This is a genomic window from Streptomyces sp. V3I7, assembly GCF_030817495.1.
Lineage (GTDB): Bacteria > Actinomycetota > Actinomycetes > Streptomycetales > Streptomycetaceae > Streptomyces.
On sequence record NZ_JAUSZK010000001.1, the window covers coordinates 5,790,001 to 5,808,092 of the forward strand.

General features: G+C 69.7%; 13 protein-coding genes, 2 rRNA genes and 1 pseudogene (1 of these 16 running past the window's edge). 7 read left to right on the top strand and 9 right to left on the bottom strand.

Annotated features, from left to right (window positions below; all coding sequences use genetic code 11):
* Nucleotides 1-1,071, top strand: a 23S ribosomal RNA gene (locus tag QFZ74_RS26780); it begins 2,050 nt to the left of the window's first position.
* An 87-nt stretch (nt 1,072-1,158) separates the two neighbouring features.
* Nucleotides 1,159-1,275, top strand: a 5S ribosomal RNA gene (gene rrf, locus QFZ74_RS26785).
* Nucleotides 1,276-1,369: 94 nt separating this feature from the next.
* Here rrf and QFZ74_RS26790 read toward each other — a convergent pair.
* From QFZ74_RS26790 to QFZ74_RS26800, 3 genes are all read right to left on the bottom strand, one after another.
* Complete coding sequence (locus tag QFZ74_RS26790) at nt 1,370-2,335, bottom strand: nitronate monooxygenase family protein (RefSeq protein WP_307623399.1); 966 nt, start codon at nt 2,333-2,335, stop codon at nt 1,370-1,372.
* A gap of 64 nt (nt 2,336-2,399) precedes the next feature.
* Entirely contained in the window at nt 2,400-3,455 is a 1,056-nt protein-coding gene (locus tag QFZ74_RS26795) for a DUF3048 domain-containing protein (RefSeq protein ID WP_373462502.1), read from the bottom strand.
* 172 nt (nt 3,456-3,627) lie between these two features.
* Nucleotides 3,628-4,698: an ATP-dependent DNA ligase gene (locus QFZ74_RS26800; RefSeq protein WP_307623401.1), complete on the bottom strand. Its 1,071-nt coding sequence runs from the start codon at nt 4,696-4,698 to the stop codon at nt 3,628-3,630.
* Nucleotides 4,699-4,770: 72 nt separating this feature from the next.
* Between QFZ74_RS26800 and QFZ74_RS26805 the strand changes: the two are divergent.
* Nucleotides 4,771-4,872 (top strand): annotated as a pseudogene (locus tag QFZ74_RS26805) (ATP-dependent DNA ligase); the annotation flags it as partial.
* Nucleotides 4,873-4,956: 84 nt separating this feature from the next.
* On the top strand, nt 4,957-5,985 hold the full coding sequence (ligD, locus tag QFZ74_RS26810; protein WP_307623402.1) for a non-homologous end-joining DNA ligase: 1,029 nt from the start codon (nt 4,957-4,959) through the stop codon (nt 5,983-5,985).
* Here ligD and QFZ74_RS26815 read toward each other — a convergent pair.
* Nucleotides 5,972-8,128, bottom strand: a complete 2,157-nt coding sequence (locus tag QFZ74_RS26815; RefSeq protein WP_307624287.1) for an OmpL47-type beta-barrel domain-containing protein — start codon at nt 8,126-8,128, stop codon at nt 5,972-5,974. The genes ligD and QFZ74_RS26815 overlap by 14 nt on opposite strands.
* A gap of 53 nt (nt 8,129-8,181) precedes the next feature.
* On the bottom strand, nt 8,182-10,668 hold the full coding sequence (locus tag QFZ74_RS26820) for a ThuA domain-containing protein (RefSeq protein ID WP_307623403.1): 2,487 nt from the start codon (nt 10,666-10,668) through the stop codon (nt 8,182-8,184).
* A 189-nt stretch (nt 10,669-10,857) separates the two neighbouring features.
* Between QFZ74_RS26820 and QFZ74_RS26825 the strand changes: the two genes are divergently transcribed.
* Both QFZ74_RS26825 and QFZ74_RS26830 read left to right on the top strand, forming a co-directional pair.
* Nucleotides 10,858-11,829, top strand: a complete 972-nt coding sequence (locus QFZ74_RS26825) for a multicopper oxidase domain-containing protein (RefSeq protein WP_307623404.1) — start codon at nt 10,858-10,860, stop codon at nt 11,827-11,829.
* Between the two features lie 53 nt (nt 11,830-11,882).
* Nucleotides 11,883-12,965, top strand: a complete 1,083-nt coding sequence (locus tag QFZ74_RS26830) for a LacI family DNA-binding transcriptional regulator (RefSeq protein ID WP_307623405.1) — start codon at nt 11,883-11,885, stop codon at nt 12,963-12,965.
* Nucleotides 12,966-12,983: 18 nt separating this feature from the next.
* Here the strand turns inward: QFZ74_RS26830 and QFZ74_RS26835 are convergent, their stop codons facing one another.
* A complete protein-coding gene (locus QFZ74_RS26835) occupies nt 12,984-13,775 on the bottom strand; it encodes a VOC family protein (protein WP_307623406.1) in 792 nt (263 codons plus the stop codon).
* A 112-nt stretch (nt 13,776-13,887) separates the two neighbouring features.
* On the opposite strand from QFZ74_RS26835, the gene QFZ74_RS26840 reads away from it, so the two are divergent.
* Nucleotides 13,888-14,187, top strand: a complete 300-nt coding sequence (locus QFZ74_RS26840; protein ID WP_307623407.1) for a WhiB family transcriptional regulator — start codon at nt 13,888-13,890, stop codon at nt 14,185-14,187.
* 111 nt (nt 14,188-14,298) lie between these two features.
* Here QFZ74_RS26840 and QFZ74_RS26845 read toward each other — a convergent pair whose 3' ends face one another.
* The 3 genes from QFZ74_RS26845 to QFZ74_RS26855 form a co-directional block, all read right to left on the bottom strand.
* The gene (locus QFZ74_RS26845; protein ID WP_307623408.1) at nt 14,299-15,273 is read right to left on the bottom strand and encodes an acyl-ACP desaturase; all 975 of its coding nucleotides are present in this window, start codon (nt 15,271-15,273) and stop codon (nt 14,299-14,301) included.
* Nucleotides 15,274-15,526: 253 nt separating this feature from the next.
* Complete coding sequence (gene ddaH / locus QFZ74_RS26850) at nt 15,527-16,303, bottom strand: dimethylargininase (RefSeq protein WP_307623409.1); 777 nt, start codon at nt 16,301-16,303, stop codon at nt 15,527-15,529.
* 151 nt (nt 16,304-16,454) lie between these two features.
* Nucleotides 16,455-18,089 (bottom strand): ABC-F family ATP-binding cassette domain-containing protein, encoded by a 1,635-nt coding sequence (locus tag QFZ74_RS26855; protein ID WP_307623410.1) that lies wholly within the window; start codon nt 18,087-18,089, stop codon nt 16,455-16,457.
* Nucleotides 18,090-18,092 lie beyond the last annotated feature (3 nt).

The following is an 18,092-nucleotide window of genomic DNA, read 5'->3' on the forward strand; positions in this document are numbered from 1 at the left end:
GGTGCTGGAACGTTAAGGGGACCGGTTAGTGCGCTTTCGGGCGTGCGAAGCTGAGAACTTAAGCGCCAGTAAACGGCGGTGGTAACTATAACCATCCTAAGGTAGCGAAATTCCTTGTCGGGTAAGTTCCGACCTGCACGAATGGCGTAACGACTTCTCGACTGTCTCAACCATAGGCCCGGTGAAATTGCACTACGAGTAAAGATGCTCGTTTCGCGCAGCAGGACGGAAAGACCCCGGGACCTTTACTACAGTTTGATATTGGTGTTCGGTTCGGCTTGTGTAGGATAGCTGGGAGACTTTGAGCACGGCACGCCAGTGTCGTGGGAGTCGTCGTTGAAATACCAGTCTGGTCGTGCTGGATGTCTAACCTGGGTCCGTGATCCGGATCAGGGACAGTGTCTGATGGGTAGTTTAACTGGGGCGGTTGCCTCCTAAAGAGTAACGGAGGCGCCCAAAGGTTCCCTCAGCCTGGTTGGTAATCAGGTGTTGAGTGTAAGTGCACAAGGGAGCTTGACTGTGAGACCGACGGGTCGAGCAGGGACGAAAGTCGGGACTAGTGATCCGGCGGTGGCTTGTGGAAGCGCCGTCGCTCAACGGATAAAAGGTACCCCGGGGATAACAGGCTGATCTTCCCCAAGAGTCCATATCGACGGGATGGTTTGGCACCTCGATGTCGGCTCGTCGCATCCTGGGGCTGGAGTCGGTCCCAAGGGTTGGGCTGTTCGCCCATTAAAGCGGTACGCGAGCTGGGTTTAGAACGTCGTGAGACAGTTCGGTCCCTATCCGCTGTGCGCGTAGGAATATTGAGAAGGGCTGTCCCTAGTACGAGAGGACCGGGACGGACGAACCTCTGGTGTGCCAGTTGTCCTGCCAAGGGCATGGCTGGTTGGCTACGTTCGGGAGGGATAACCGCTGAAAGCATCTAAGCGGGAAGCCTGCTTCGAGATGAGTATTCCCACCTCCTTGAGAGGGTAAGGCTCCCAGTAGACGACTGGGTTGATAGGCCAGATATGGAAGCCCGGTAACGGGTGGAGTTGACTGGTACTAATAGGCCGAGGGCTTGTCCTCAGTTGCTCGCGTCCACTGTGTTGGTTCTGAAACCACGAACAGCCCCACGTTTCACAGAGCGTGGTCTGGTTGTCAGTTTCATAGTGTTTCGGTGGTCATAGCGTGAGGGAAACGCCCGGTTACATTCCGAACCCGGAAGCTAAGCCTCACAGCGCCGATGGTACTGCAGGGGGGACCCTGTGGGAGAGTAGGACGCCGCCGAACTATTGTTGAGAAAACCCCCGTGCCGGGATATCGGTACGGGGGTTTTCTGCGTTTGCGGGGTCATCTGCTTTTCGGGGTCAGTCGATGAAAGTGTTCACTGCCTTCCCGCCCGGGCCAGGGCCTCGTCGGCCTGGGCGGCCAGCGTTGCGACGAGGTCGGCCGCGGCCGGTCGGTCGGTGACGAGGTCGACCGCCTCGCCGGCCCAGACGGGCATGGAGGGGATGGCGCCCCGTGCCACGTCGTCCTGGTAGGCCTGTTGTGTCGCCTCCGGCGCCGCGGCCAACTCCTGTTCCCGGCCCCGCCATTGGTCGAGGTAGGCGTGGCCGAGGCTGCGGGCCGTGTATCGCGACGGCCACCGGGAGGACCGGGCGATGTCGAGGACGCGGTTGCGCTCGGTGTCCTCTCCGCGGCCCTGGACGATCGCCTCGGTGATGAAGGGGGCGACGACGGCCTCAGCCGTGGCCTGGAAGCGGGTGCCGATGAGGGCCCCGGCCGCACCGAGCGCCAGCACGGCGCCCACGCCGCGTCCGTCGGCGATCCCGCCGGCCGCCAACACCGGGACCGGGTCCGCCAGATCCACGACGACCGGCACGAACGGCAGCGTGGACCGCCCCTGCCGGGCGCCGTGGCCGCCGCTCTCGGTGCCCTGCGCCACGATGACTTCGGCGCCCAAGTCCACGGCCTGCCTGGCCTCTTCGAGGTCGGTGACCTGAACGATCACCGCCGCACCGGCCGCGCGGACACGCTCCACGAACCGGCTCGGATCTCCGAAGGAGAACATCACGGCCGCGGGCTCGTACTCCAGCACCTGCTCGACCGCGCCGACGTCGATCGCCCAGCTCAGGAACCCGACCCCCCACGGCTTGTCGCACGTCGCCATGATCGCCAACTCGCGGGCCAGCCAGTCAGGATCGTCCCCGTAGCCACCGCCGAGCAGGCCGAGGCCGCCGCCGCGGGAGACCGCCGTCGCCAGCGCGCTGCCGGCCGAACCGCCCATGGGAGCCAGTGCGATCGGATGCCGCACTCCGAACAACTTGGTGAACGCCGTCGTCAACGCCATGGCGGACATCATTCCCCGTACCGGCGCCCGGAGACATTCCCCCGAGCACCCCTGGCGGCAGCGGTCAGCCTGCCGACGGTGCGAAGACCACCCATACCTGGCCCGGTGCGAAGTTCAGCTGGGCACCGTCAGGGGTGGTGAACTTCGTACCGTCGTCGGCCTTCTGGCGGGACCAGGTGGCGTCGTAGGAGCGGCCGTCCCGCAGGACCTCCGCCTTGCCGGTGCCCACCGTCTCGGTGTACGGCGTGTTGTTGCCGTTGACGTCGTGGAACTCGGACTCGCGCACCTTCACGTGCTGGACGACGACGGTGGCGGGAGCCACCCGCTTGCCGTCGGTCGTCGTCGTGGCCGAGCCGTCCATGGAGACCAGCCAGCGGTGCTGGGCGGCGGACCAGGTGAAGGTGAAGCTGGCCATCGGGTAGCGCACGGTGCGGGACGTCATGGGGCTGCCGCCCTGCGGAGCGGCTCCGTACTCGTAACCGGTCGTGAGCGCCGCCGCGCCCGGTGCCGAGGACATCAGGCGGTCGGGGCGCAGGTAGAGGTTGTGCGGGGAGGGCCGGTCGGGGGCGCGGAAGTAGGCGTCGGCGGCGACGTCCGGGGTCTTCGGGTGCAGAGGGGCCTTGTCGATCAGCGGCAGCAGCTTGTGCTGGGCACCGGAGAAGGCGAGCGTCGGCTCGTCGAACTGGCGCAGCAGCTCCAGGTCCGACTCACGGGCGCTGCGGACCGGCCCGACGACCGAGGGCAGCTGGGAGGCGTACACCGCCATGAGGCGGCTCAGGCCGCCCTCGACCTGCTCGGTGTAGATGACGTCCGCCGAGTTGAGCCCCGTCTGGGGACGGGCCGCGCCGACGTTGTCGATCTTTACCGCGAGCACCGAGCCGGTGGCGGACTTCTCGGTCGGTACCGGGGTGTGGTACGGCAGTTGCTGCGGTACGTGCTTCGGGGCCGGGCCGTCGGCCTCGGCGCGGCTGCGGCCGCGGTTGTCCTCGGACGGGGTGGCGCTGTGCGTCGTACAGCCCGCCGCGAGCGAGGTCGTGATCGTGGCGGCGAGTACGGCCGCTGCCGTCGTCGCGCGCCGCCTGAGGTCCCGTCTCGCCTCGGCGCCCGTACCCATGCCCATGTCCCTGGCCCTGTCCGTACCGTTGCCCACCGTTGCCACCCAGTCTGCTTCGTCGATGGTGTGCTTTTCAGGTCATCGATGGCCATACCCGATTGATTCTGATCGTGCGCGGTGAATACACCGATCGGCTCAGGTCACAGGGTCCAGACGGGTGGCGCAGGCCCGCAGCGTCTCAGTCCCGCGGGCCCAGGATCTCCGCCAGGTCGTAGCTCACCGGCTCCTCCAGCTGGGTGTACGTGCAGCTCTCCGGGGTGCGGTCGGGGCGCCAGCGGCGGAAGCGGGCCGTGTGCCGGAAGCGGGCGCCGTTCTCCATGTGGTCGTACGCCACCTCGGCGACCCGCTCCGGCCGCAGCGGCACCCACGACAGGTCCTTCTTGCCGGACCAGCGGCTGGGCGCGCCGGGCAGCCGGGCCGTCTCGTGCGCGGCCTCGTCCGACCAGGCCGCCCACGGATGGCCGGACGTGTCGTCCAGGCGCAGGGGCTCGAGTTCCTCGATGAGCTCGGCGCGGCGCTTCATGCTGAAGGCGGCGGCCACGCCGACGTGCTGGAGGACGCCCCGGTCGTCGTACAGACCGAGGAGCAGGGAGCCGACCACCGGGCCGCTCTTGTGGAAGCGGTAGCCCGCGACGACGACGTCCGCCGTGCGCTCGTGCTTGATCTTGAACATGGCGCGTTCGTCCGGCAGATAGGGCAGGCCCGGTGGTTTGGCGATGACGCCGTCCAGGCCGGCCCCCTCGTACTGCTCGAACCACTGCCGGGCCACCTCGATGTCGGTGGTCGCCGGGGCCAGGTGCACGGGGGCCGTCACGCCGTCCAGCATCCTGGTGAGCAGGGCGCGCCGGTCCGTCAGCGGGGTGTGCATGAGGGACTCGTCGTCCAGGGCGAGCAGGTCGAAGGCGACGAAGGAGGCGGGGGTCCGATCGGCCAGCATCCGCACCCGCGAGTCCGCCGGGTGGATGCGCTCGGTCAGCGCGTCGAAGTCGAGCCGCCCCTCCCGGGCGATCACGATCTCGCCGTCCAGCACACAGCGCTCGGGCAGCCGCTCCTTCAGCGCTGCCACCAGCTCGGGGAAATACCTGGACAGCGACTTTCCGGTACGGCTGCCGAGCTCCACCTCGTCGCCGTCGCGGAACACGATCGCCCGGAAGCCGTCCCACTTCGCCTCGTAGTGCATGTCCGGCGGGATCCTCGCCACCGACTTGGCGAGCATCGGCTTCACGGGCGGCATCACCGGGAGATCCATGCTCCGATTCTGTACGCCCTCGCCGCCTCGCGCCCGGGGTGCGTGCCAGGGCGGTACGCCTAGCGTGGCCGCATGGGTGACGCGGTGGAACTGGAGGCGGGCGGCCGGACCGTACGGCTGTCCAGCCCCGACAAGGTCTTCTTCCCGGAGCGCGGTTTCACCAAGCTGGACCTCGCCCGGTACTACGTCGCGGTCGGCACGCCCTCGCCGCCTCGCGCCCGGGGTGCGTGCCAGGGGCGGTACGCCTAGCGTGGCCGCATGGGTGACGCGGTGGAACTGGAGGCGGGCGGCCGGACCGTACGGCTGTCCAGCCCCGACAAGGTCTTCTTCCCGGAGCGCGGTTTCACCAAGCTGGACCTCGCCCGGTACTACGTCGCGGTCGGCCCCGGCATCCTGCGCGCCCTGCGCGACCGGCCCACCACCCTGGAGCGCTACCCGGACGGGGTCACCGGCGAGTCCTTCTTCCAGAAGCGGGCGCCGAAGAACATGCCCGGCTGGATCCCCACCGCCCACATCACCTTCCCCAGCGGGCGCAGCGCGGACGAGATGTGCCCCACCGAGGAGGCCGCCGTGCTGTGGGCCGCTCAGTTCGGCACGCTCACCTTCCACCCCTGGCCGGTGCGCCGCGACGACGTCGACCACCCCGACGAACTGCGCATCGACCTCGATCCGCAGCCCGGCACCGACTACGACGACGCCGTGCGCGCCGCCCATGAACTGCGGGCTGTTCTGGATGAGTTCGGCGGTTTGCGCGGCTGGCCCAAGACCTCCGGCGGGCGGGGGCTGCACGTCTTCGTGCCCATCGAGGCGCGCTGGACCTTCACCCAGGTACGGCGCGCCGCCATCGCCGCCGGCCGGGAGCTGGAGCGGCGGATGCCGGACCAGGTGACGACCAAGTGGTGGAAGGAGGAGCGCGGGGAGCGGATCTTCGTCGACTACAACCAGACGGCGCGGGATCGCACCATCGCGTCCGCCTATTCCGTACGGCCCCGGCCCTGGGCGCCCGTCTCCGCGCCGCTGCGCTGGGACGAGGTCGGCACCGCGCACCCCCGCGACTTCGACATCGCGACGATGCCCGCGCGCTTCGCCGAACTCGGCGACGTGCACGCGGACATGGACGATCACGCCTACTCCCTCGATAGCCTGCTGGAGCTCGCCCGTCAGGACGAGCACGAGCACGGGCTCGGCGACCTGCCGTACCCGCCCGAGTATCCGAAGATGCCGGGGGAACCCAAGCGGGTACAGCCGAGCCGGGCCAAGGGGGAGAAGCCGCCTACAGCTCCTTGATCCTGATGTCACGGTACGAGATCACGTCCGTCGTGCTGTGCACCTGGAGCCCGACGTAACCGGAGGCGAACCGCCGCCCGTCCGTGCCCGGGTCGTCCGAGCGGGGCGGGTAGAACTCCTGGCCGCCGGTGTTGTCGAACTCGTTGAGCAGCACTCCGTTGCGGTAGACCGAGTAGTGCTGGTCGACCACGCGGATCTCGTAGTCGTTCCACGTGCCCTTCTGCGTGACCCCGGCGCCGGCGAGGCCGACCCGGTCGAACCCGTAGATCGAGCCCGTCTTGTACATGTCGCCGTCGGGCCGGTCGAGCACCTGCACCTCGTGGCCGTACTTGATGGCGACCCACTCGGGCCGCGGCTCCTCCGGATGGTCGTGGACCCACGGGAAGCGGACGAACACGCCAGAGTTGGCGTTGCCGGTCCCTGGGGCGTCGTCACGCCACTGGAGCTTGAGCGAGAAGTCGCCGTACTTGCGCTGCGGGAACCACAGCATGCCGAGGCCGTCGCGGGTGGTGCCGCTGGTGATCGAGCCGTCGGAGTTCAGCCCGAACGAACCGCCGCCCACGTGCTCCCACTTGGCGAGGGACGCCGAGGTGCCGTCGAAGATCTTCTGGTAGCCGGTGGTCTGGCCGGGCTTGCCGATCCCCGACTGCCGGGCGGCCTTCTGGATCGCCGAGTACTCGCGCTTGTCGACGACCCCCTGCTTCAGCAGGCCGTCCAGGACCGTCTTGACGTGCTTCAGGAACAGGGCCTGGGAGGTCCACTCCTTCTCGTCCTCGATCAACTCGTTGATACGGCACCGGTTGTCGGTGACCCGGTTCGGCACGCCCGAGTCGACCGTGCCGACGATGACCGTCAACCGCTCGTCGAACTCCGGGCAGTTGGGTGCGGGGACGCCGCCGCCGGAGACGACCGTGAAGCTCACCGTCCGCGGCTCGGAGGTGTTCCCGGCCTTGTCGGTGGCCCGGTAGGCGAGAGTGTGCGCGCCCACGCGGTCCACGACCACCGGCGCGGAGTACGCCAGGTAGGGGCCGCCGTCGAGCGAGTACTCGACGGTCGCGACGCCCGAACCGCCCTCGTCGGCCGCGCTCACGCTCACCTTGGCGCTGCCGACGTACGCCCCGTCGGAGTTCCGCGTGCCGTCGACGCTCACGCCCGTCACCGGGGGAGTGGTGTCCTGCGCCGGCGGTGCGACCACCGTGAACGTGACGCTCTTCTCGGCGGCGGTGTTGCCCGCCTTGTCCGTCGCCCGGTAGCGCACGGTGTGCGCACCGGCCTGGTGCACCATCACGGGGGCGGTGTACGGCTGCCAGCCGCCCGAGTCCACCGCGTACTCGATGGAGTTGACGCCGGAGCCGGTGTCGGACGCGGAGACCGTCACCGTCGCCATGTCGAGGTACGCGCCGTCGGCGTCGCGCTCGCCGCTGACCGTCGCCGAGGTGTCCGGCGCCGTCGTGTCGTTTGACGGGAGAGCGACGACGGTGAACGTGACGCTCTTCTCGGCCGCGGTGTTGCCCGCCTTGTCGGTGGCGCGGTAGCGGATCGTGTGGTCGCCCACCTGGTCGATCACCACGGGCGTGGTATACGGCTGCCAGGTCCCGGTCTCGCCGATCGCGTACTCGATCCGGTCCACGCCCGAGCCGCCGTCGTCGCTCGCGGCGACCGAGACGCTCGCCGAACCGACGTACTGGCCCTGCCCGTTGCGCGAGCCCTCGACGGTCGCCGACGTCTCGGGCGCCGTCGTGTCCGTACCGCCGCCCTCGGACACCACCAGGATGCCCTGCATCTGGCCGTGGCCGGGGATCGTGCAGTGGTAGAAGTAGCGGCCCGGGGTGAGGGTGACCTCGGCGGTGTGCCGCCCGCCCATGTCGTCGTTCGGGTTGGCGAGGATGTTGAGCTGGACGTCGTTGTTGTACTCGGGGTCGGACGTCTCGAAGGTCAGCGTGTGCGGCATGCCCATGGTGTTGCCGGTCGCCGCGCTGTTCTCGAAGACGATGGTCGCCGCGCCCGCCACCGCGGTCGTCGGCGCCGAGGCGTACTTGGTGATGTCGTCGCCCGCGGTCCAGGTCAGGACCTGGGCGGCGGCCGCTCCCGGGGGATCCTCGGGACGCGCCGCGGCGGGCGTGACGTGCAGCCCGAGCAGCATCAGCAGGGCCGCCAACAGGGCGGTGCGGACTCTTCGTCGACGTGCACGGTGGATCACTGTGCCCCCCTCGCCAGCTGGTCGGCGGCCGGCGTCGGGCCGCCTCCGGTGTAGGTGACGCGCCACAGCGCCGACTTGGAGTCCGAGGTGAAGAAGCCCCGGCCGTAGTCGAGGACGTACAGCGCGCCGTCCGGACCGAACTTCCAGTCCATGAGGTTCTTGATGCCGTCGTTGCCGACCGGAACGATCTTCTTCAGCGACTCCGAGTGCACGGGCAGACCACCGTCGCCCTGCGTCTTCGGGTCCATCAGCACGGCGTTGCGCGGCTGGCCGGCGTCGTAGAAGTCGCCGACGAACCACTTGCCGTCCCAGTACGCGGGCCACTTCACGTCGCTCGCGCTCGCCGCGTCGTACCGGTAGACCGGCCCGTTCATCGCGGCCTGCCCGCCGCCGGTGAGCCAGGGCAGCCGGTAGGTGGCCTCCTCCTTCTTGTACGAGGGGATGCCGCTCGCGTCGCGCGGGTAGTCCGGTGCGCCGCCCTGGGGCGAGTACCAGATGTTGTTGCCGGTGACCGGCGGGAGGCTGACGAGACCGTCGTTGTTCGGCGACTCGTTCTTCGGGTGGTCGCAGTCGTACCAGCCCAGCGGCTGCGACGGATCGGGCAGGTTGCGGTCCCGGTAGGGCTGCTTGTTGCCCATGCAGTAGGGCCAACCCCGGTTGCCCGCCCTGGTGATGGCGGCGAACGTGTCGTACTTGGCCGGGCCCCAGACCGTCGACGGCTCGCCCGCGTCCGGGCCGACCCAGCCCGCGTACAGGATGTCGGTGGTCCTGTCGACGAAGATGCGCGCCGGGTTGCGGACGCCCATCACATAGATCTCGCCGCGTGTCCTGCCGCCGCCCTCGTCGGTCTCCCTGCCGGTGAAGAGGTTGCCCTCCGGGAGGGTGTACGTCCCGTCCGGCTCGGGGTGGATGCGCAGGATCTTGCCGTTGAGGTTGTTGGTGTTGCCGGCGGTGCGGCGCGCGTCGGCGAAGGACACGCCCTTGTAGGCGGGCTGCGGGTTGTTGCCCGAGTAACCGCCGCTGAAGCCGCTGGAGTTGTTGTCACCCGTGGCGATGTACAGGTTGCCCCGGGAGTCCCAGGTCATCCCGCCGCCCGCGTGGCAGCAACTGTGCACCTGCACCGGCCACTTGAGCAGCACCTTCTCGCTGCCCAGGTCCAGCTTGTTCGTGGCGAGGTCGAGCGTGAAGCGGGAGACGCGGCGCTCGGCCGTCTGCGTCTCCCGGTTGAGCCGCGAGTGCGGGGTGTAGTGCAGGTACACCCAGCCGTTCTGCTCGAAGCGCGGGTCGAGCTCGATGCCGAGCAGGCCCTCCTCGACCTTGACCAGCTCGTCGCCACCGCCCTTGTTGCCGAAGACAGTCAACTCGCCCGCGAGGGTCACCTGCTTGGTCTTCGGGTCGTAGACGTGGATCTGGCCCTTGCCCTTGCCGACGTCCGGGTCGTTCCAGTCGGTGACCACCGGTTGGGAGGAGTCGGCGCCGCCGCGGCCGATGTAGAGCACGCGGCTGTCTGGTGCGGTGACCAGGCCGTGCGGCTCGCCGATCTGGTCGTTCTGGCCCGGCTGGTTGGGCCGGGTGAGGCGCTCGGCCTTGTAGTTGGCGGTGATCGTCGCCTTGCAGTCGGCGCGCACCAGACGGTTCGTCCACAGCAGGGCGCCGCGCAGATGATCGCGGAAGTCCGTCTCGTCGTACGACGACACCGTGCCGCCCATGCCGGTGTAGAAGGAGCGGCCGCCGTCGTAGTCGCGGCACCAACTCACCGGATGGTCCCAGCCGTTGGCGCTCGCGCCCGGCTGGTACGTCGACTCGCGCACCCGGGCCACCGTGTGCACGTCGCCGGAGGGGTTCTTCGTCCAGTTGAACCACTGGTCGGGACGCTTCCACTGGAGAGGAAGGTCCTGGGTGGCCGGATTCCGGCGGTCGCCGACCTCGACGGTGGCCCGCTGCACGGAGCCCGGGCTGCTCGCGGCCGGGCGGGCGCCGATCAGACCGGTGAACCAGTCCGAGTACGGCTCGGCGCGGGCCGCGTCATGGATGCCGACGAAGCCGCCGCCCGCCTCCATGTAGGCCTCCAGGCCCGCCTCCTGGTCCGGATCGAGGACGTCGCCGCCGCCGGTCAGGAAGACCACCGAGTTGTAGCGGCCGAGCTTCGTCGCGTCGGTGAAGACCGAGGCGTCGTCGGTGGCCTCGACCTTGAAGCGCTCCCTCGCCGGGGCGGACAGCCCGATCTTCTCCAGCGCCTCGATCCCGGCGTTCACCACGGGCGACTCGTCACCGGCCGCGGCGGAACCGTGGAAGACCAGCACCCGGACGTTCGCGCCGCCCGGCGGCGACTTGATCGACATCGTTGTCAGAGGCGGCTCCGGCGCCGGGCGCGCCTGCGCGGCCGGGCCCGAGAGCAGCCCTGCCACGATGATCCCGGCGGTCACGCCGGCCACCCGGACGCGTCTCCTCGTGCTTCTCGCGCTCAACCCTCGTAAGTGCATGGGCACCTCCTCGGTCATGGCAGCAGCGCCAAGAAAAATAGGCCCCTTTGCGTGAGTCGCCAATACCTATGACCGCAGTGGCACGAACTTTGTCCTGACTGTGGAGAAACGGGCGGCGGGCCGGTACCGTCGCACGGGTTCATCACAGGTACGTCTCCGCAAGTTCCGTGATCCGGTGGGGAGTTCCGCATGGACCGACGCGCGTTCAACCGCAGGGTGCTGCTCGGAGGCGCCGCCGTCGCCACCTCGATGTCCGTGACCTCGATGGCTCCCGAGGCCGCCGGCGCCGAGGATCCGGCGCGGACCGCCCCGGCAGGCGGCGAGATCAGACACATCAGGCTCTACGCCGAGAAGCTCGCCGACGGGCGGATGGCATACGGCCTGGAGAAGGGCAAGGCCTCCGTCCCCGGCCCGCTCATCGAGCTCGACGAGGGTGACACGCTGCACATCGAGTTCGAGAACACCATGGACGTGGCCGCGAGCCTGCACGTCCACGGACTCGACTACGAAGTCTCCAGCGACGGCACGAAGATGAACCACGGCGATGTCGAGCCCGGCGGCGCCCGCACCTACACCTGGCGCACCCACGCCCCCGGCCGCCGCAAGGACGGCACCTGGCGGGCCGGCAGCGCGGGCTACTGGCACTACCACGACCATGTCGTCGGCACCGAGCACGGCACCGGCGGCATCCGCAAGGGCCTGTACGGACCGGTGATCGTGCGGCGCAAGGGAGACATCCTGCCCGACCGCACGCACACGATCGTCTTCAACGACATGACCATCAACAACCGCCCGCCGCACACCGGTCCGGACTTCGAGGCCACGGTCGGCGACCGCGTCGAGTTCGTGATGATCACGCACGGCGAGTACTACCACACGTTCCATCTGCACGGTCACCGCTGGGCCGACAACCGCACCGGCCTGCTCACCGGCCCCGACGACCCCAGCCAGGTGATCGACAACAAGATCGTGGGCCCGGCGGACTCCTTCGGCTTCCAGGTGATCGCGGGGGAGGGCGTCGGCGCGGGCGCCTGGATGTACCACTGCCACGTCCAGAGCCACTCCGACATGGGGATGGTGGGCCTGTTCCTGGTGAAGAAACCGGACGGCACGATCCCGGGATACGAGCACCATGAGCACCACGAGTCCCACGCCCCATAGCGGTTGGGACCCCGGCGCTATCCTGATCCGCAACTGCGGTGAGGAGTCCCGAAGTGACCGAGGCAGTGTCCCGTCCGACCCTGGAGGCCGTGGCCGCGCGGGCGGGGGTGTCGCGGGCCACCGTGTCCCGGGTCGTGAACGGCGCGGGCGGGGTCAGAGAGAGTGTCGTCGAGCGGGTGCGGCAGGCCGTGGACGAACTCGGCTACGTGCCCAACCAGGCGGCCCGCAGCCTCGTCACCAAGCGGCACGACGCCGTCGCCGTCGTCATCGCCGAGCCAGAGACCCGGGTCTTCGCCGACCCCTTCTTCGCACTCCAACTGCGCGGCATCAGCAAGGAGCTGACGGCCCACGACAACCAGCTCGTCCTGCTGCTGACCGAGGGGCGCGACGACCACGCGCGCGTGGCCCGCTATCTCGCCGGCGGCCATGTCGACGGCGCGCTCGTCTTCTCACTGCACCTCCATGACCCGCTGCCCGGACTGATCCAGGGCGCCGGGGTGCCCACCGTGTTCGGCGGGCGGCCCGGGTGGAGCGACGGCGGACCGACCGACGAGGGGCGCGGCACGGGACGTACCGGCGGCGAGCCGGGTGTCGTGTTCGTCGACAGCGACAACCGGGGCGGCGCCCGTACGGCCGTACGCCATCTCGTGGACCTCGGCCGCAGCCGCATCGCGCACATCACCGGCGCCCTCGACCAGACGTCGGCGGTGGACCGGCTCGACGGGTACCGGGACGTGATGCGGGACGGCGACCCGCGGCTGATCGTCGAGAGCGACTTCACGCCGGCCGGCGGTGAGCGGGCCATGCGGGAACTCCTCGGCCGGCGCCCCGATCTGGACGCCGTGTTCGCCGCCAACGACCTCACCGCCTCCGGCGCCCTGCGCGTGCTGCGCGAGAGCGGACGCCGGGTGCCCGAGGACGTCGCCGTGGTCGGCTTCGACGACATGCTGCCCATCGCCGAACAGACTGACCCGCCCCTGACGACGGTCCGTCAGGACATCGAGGAGATGGGCCGGCTGATGGCCCGCCTGCTGCTGAGCGGGCTGGACCGGCGCGGCCCGCGGGAGGGCGCGCCGGGTGAGCCGTCGGCCAGTGTCGTCCTGCCGACGACGCTGATACGGCGCGCCTCCGCGTGAGCCGGGACCACTCGCGCCCTACTCCTGCGGCGGTTCGCTCCTGATCACGGCGAAGCGGGCCCCGTACGGGTCGGCCAGTTCGGCCATGCGGCCCACGCCCTCCACGGTCGTGGCCGGCGTGGTCACCGTGCCGCCCAGTTCCCGGGCCCGCGTCACCACGGCGTCCGTGTCCTCGACATCGAAGTAGGGCAGCCAGTAGGCGCCGCGCCCGGTCCCCACCACCTCGTCGGACGGCCGGACGATCCCGCCGAACATGGCCTCCTCGCCGCCCTCGGCGGGGTTGACGCACGTGTACGTGCCGCCGGGGAAGGGCACGGCCGAGGTCTCCAGGCCCAGGGTGCGGTGGTAGAAGGCGGCGGACGCCGCGACGTCCGGCGTGTACAGCTCGACCCAGGTCAGCGAACCGGGACGGCCGGCCAGGTCCACGCCCTTGCGCCGGCCGGGCTGCCAGATTCCGAACACCGCGCCCGCCGGGTCGGCGAGGACCGCCATCCGGCCCTTGTCCATCACGTCCGTCGGCTGGACCAGGACGCTGCCGTGCGTCTGCTCGGCGGCCTCCGCCGTGGCCTGGGCGTCCTCGCTCTGGAAGTACACGGTCCAGGCCGGCGGGGCCTGTTCGGCCGCCGTCTCCACGCCCCCGGCGACCACGCGGCCGTCCCGCTGGAAGAAGCCGTACCCGCCGGCGTCCGGCCCCGCGGACCGGAACTCCCAGCCGAACAGCCCGCCGTAGAAGGCGACGGCGCCCTCCAGGTCGGGTGCGCCGACGTCGATCCAGTTCGGAGCACCGGTGACGAAATGGGTGGTGAGCATCATCGCCCTCCTCGGAAGAGCCCGTCCATGGCACTGCCGAGTCTTGCACCGCCCACTGACAATCACGGTGCGGGCGTCGCCCGCAGGCCCCGAAGATGATGTTGACCCGGCGTTGATCGAACGTTTTGCTCCGGTCGGCAGGCTCGTTGCCATGCACATCCTGGCGACCCGTCCCGACCCGATCACCGCGCCCGACCTGTCCTGGCAGGAGGACGCGTTGTGCGCGCAGACCGGGGCGGACTTCTTCTTCCCCGAGCCCGGCAGCTCCGTACGCGAGGCGAAGCGGATCTGCGCGCTGTGCCCGATCCGCACCGCCTGTCTGGAGTACGCGCTGGACTCCGACGAGCGCTTCGGTGTCTGGGGCGGCCTGTCGGAGAAGGAACGGCTGGCCCTCAGGCGCGCGCCGCGCTGACCATCGCGCAGTTACGCCGTAGCCTGCGCCGCTCCCGCTCCCGCTCCCGCTCCCGCTCCCGCTCCCGTTCCCTCTCCCGCTCCCGTTCCCTCTCCCGCTCCGGGTTCCGCGTCACGCCCCCGCGCGTGCCGCCATCCGCGCCTTGCGCGCGGCCAGCTTCTCGTCGAACTTGAGTGCCTCGGCGTCCAGACCGCCCATGTACAGGCCGAGTTCCTCCTGCGCCTGCCGGCCCTCCGGGCCGAGCCCGTCGATCTCCATGACCTTGAGGAAGCGCAGCACGGGCTGCAGCACGTCGTCGTGGTGGATGCGAAGGTTGTAGACCTCACCGATCGCCATCTGGGCGGCGGCGCGCTCGAAGCCGGGGATGCTGTGGCCGGGCATGCGGAAGTTCACGACGACGTCCCGGACCGCCTGCATCGTCAGGTCGGGCGCGAGCTCGAAGGCCGACTGCAGCAGGTTCCGGTAGAAGACCATGTGCAGGTTCTCGTCGGTGGCGATGCGGGCCAGCATGCGGTCGCAGACCGGGTCGCCGGACTGGTGACCGGCGTTGCGGTGCGAGATGCGGGTGGCGAGCTCCTGGAAGGCGACGTACGCGATCGAGTGCAGCATCGAGTGCCGGTTGTCGGACTCGAAGCCCTCGCTCATGTGCGCCATGCGGAACTGCTCCAGCTTGTCCGGGTCCACCGCTCGCGAGGCGAGCAGGTAGTCGCGCATCACGATGCCGTGCCGGCCCTCCTCGGCGGTCCAGCGGTGCACCCAGGTACCCCAGGCGCCGTCCCGGCCGAAGAGCGAGGCGATCTCGTGGTGGTAGCTGGGCAGGTTGTCCTCGGTCAGCAGGTTCACCACGAGCGCGGTGCGGCCTATGTCGGTGACCTTGGACTGCTCCTTGTCCCAGGCCTCGCCGTCCTCGAAGAAGCCGGGGAAGTTACGGCCCTCGCTCCACGGCACGTACTCGTGCGGCATCCAGTCCTTGGCGACCTTCAGGTGCCGGTTCAGCTCCTTCTCGACAACTTCCTCCAGCGCGTACAGCAGCCGTGCGTCGGTCCATGCGGTCGGGCTGCCGAGATGGGGGGAAGTGATCGTCACGGGGGACTCCAAAAGGACGGCGAACACAAGGGGAATGAGATCGAAGGGGTCCGGCGAGCGGTGCCGGAAGCTACGTGATCGTAGGCTACGAGGCCGTAGGTTACGAATCCGTAGGTTAGTAGGCTACGAAGCCGTAGGTTAAGTGCGGCGTAAAGATCATCAAAGGGGTCGCCGGGCCCCGGGCGTACCCGGACATGCCGGACAGCCCCCGGACTCGCAGGTCCGGGGGCTGGTCGAAAAGGGGATCAGAACGTCAGGAGTACAGCTCCCGCATACGCACCGAGAGGCATGTCACAGAGCCCTCGAGCTTCTCGAACTCGCTGATGTCCACGGTGATCACCTCGTAGCCGAGGTCGGTCAGCACGTCCTTGGTCTTCGGGGCGCTCTCCGACATCAGCAGCTTGTTGCCGCCGAGGACGACCACCGAGGCCCCGGCCGGCTCGGTCACCGACAGGAAGGCCGGGAACAGCGACGGCCGGTCGACGCTCGGGATGTGCGCGAGCACCGTGCCGTCGGGCAGCGCGGTGACCGCCGACTTCAGGTGCAGCACCTTGCTGACCGGCGCGGCGACGACCCGTGCGCCGAGCGGCTCGAAGGCCTCCCGCAGCTGCTGGACGCCGTCCGCGTCGGTCCGCGAGCTGCGGCCGACGTAGATCGTGTCGCCGATCTTCAGGACGTCGCCGCCGTCCAGCGTCCCCGGCTCCCACACCCAGTTCACCGAGCAGCCGGCGCTGGCCACGGCCTCCTCGACCGCGATGGTCTCGGTGCGCCGGGACTTGGCGCCGGGCCGGGTGATCAGGGCGACGTTCTTGTACATGACGACGGTGTCCTCGACGAACACCGAGTCCGGGCAGCCGTCGGCCGGATCCACCTCGATCGTCTCCCAGCCGTGCGAGCGCAGCGCCTCGACATACGCCTCCCATTGCTTGACGGCAATGGCGACGTCGACCTTCTCCCGCTCGATGTGCGTCACCAGGCCTTCGGCGAGGCGCGGGCTGGGGCGGCGGACGAGGGCCTTCTTGCTGGGCACGACGGGTCTCCGAATCGGCGGTGGCGGACGGCGCCCATGATGCGACGCCGATCCGCCATCATGCAGCGCGGATTCGCTTGGGCAAAACCCTAGTTGCTGGCCTGTGGCCCTCCTGAGACTTGTCCGCTCTCTGCCGCGGGGCCGGTTGCCGTCAGACGCTGTCCACGAGGGCCTCCCGAGTGGTCTCCGTCAGCCGTCCGTCGGCGAGCAGCAGCCAGCGTGTGATCCCGATCGAGTCGAGGAACGGCAGGTCGTGGCAGGCCACGATCAGCGCGCCCTCGTACGACTCCAGAGCCGTCGTCAGCTGCCGGACGCTCGCCATGTCGAGGTTGTTCGTGGGCTCGTCGAGCAGCAGGAGCTGCGGCGCGGGCTCGGCCAGCATCAGCGCGGCCAGCGTGGCCCGGAAACGCTCGCCGCCGGACAGGGTCGCCGCCTTCTGGTCGGCCCGGGCGCCCCGGAACAGGAAGTGGGCCAGACGCGCCCGAATCCGGTTGTCGGTGGCGCCCGGCGTGAACCGGGCGACGTTCTCGGCGACCGTCAGCTCGCCGTCGAGGACGTCCAGACGCTGCGGCAGGAACCGCAGCGGGACGTGCGCGGTCGCCTCGCCGCTCACCGGGGCCAGCTCCCCGGCGACGGTGCGCAACAGCGTGGTCTTGCCCGCCCCGTTGCGGCCGATCAGCGCGATCCTCTCCGGGCCGTGCAGGTCGAGGCCGCCGTCGACGAGTGCCCCGTACGCCAGTTGGAGATCCCGCAGGGACAGGACGCTCCGGCCCGGCGGCACCGCCGTGTACGGCAGGTCGACGCGGATCTCGTCGTCGTCCCGTACGGCCTCCGCCGCCTGGCCGAGCCGCTCCCGGGCCTCCGCGAGCCGTTCCTCGTGCAGGATGCGGTGCTTGCCCGCGGACTCCTGCGCCGCGCGCTTGCGCGCCCCCATGACGATCTTCGGCTCGCGCTTCTGCTCGTACATCCGCTGGCCGTACCGCTTGCGGCGGGCCAGCTTGACCTGGGCGTCGGCCAGGTCGCGGCGCTGCTTGCGCACGTCCGCCTCGGCGGTGCGCATCAGACGCTCGGCGGCCTCCTGCTCGGCGGCGAGGGCCTGCTCGTACGCCGTGAAGTTGCCGCCGTACCAGAGGAGTTCGCCGGAGCGCAGATCGGCGATCTGGTCGGCCAGATCGAGGAGTTCGCGGTCGTGGCTGACCACGATCAGCACGCCGGGCCAGGACGCGACGGCCGCGTACAGCCGCCGGCGCGCGTACAGGTCCAGGTTGTTGGTGGGCTCGTCGAGCAGCAGGACGTCCGGGCGGCGCAGCAGCAGCGCGGCCAGCCGCAGCAGCACCGACTCGCCGCCCGACAGTTCGCCGACGGTACGGTCCAGGCCGATGGCGCCGAGGCCGAGTTCGCCGAGGGTGGCGAGCGCGCGCTCCTCGACGTCCCAGTCGTCGCCGACGGTCTCGAAGTGTTCCTCGGCCACGTCGCCCGCCTCGATGGCGTGCAGCGCGACGCGCCGGGCGGCGATGCCGAGCGCCTCGTCGACCCGCAGCGCGGTGTCCAGGGTGACGTGCTGCGGGAGGTAGCCGACCTCGCCGGTCACTCGGACGGTGCCGTCGGACGGGATGAGCTCACCGGCGATGAGCTTCAACAGGGTCGACTTACCCGCCCCGTTGACGCCGACGAGCCCGGTCCGGCCGGGAGCGAAGGCGGCGTCGAGGCCGTCGAGGACGGGGGTGCCGTCGGGCCAGGCGAAGGACAGGGACGTACAGGTGAGAGAAGGGATGGATGATGACATGGG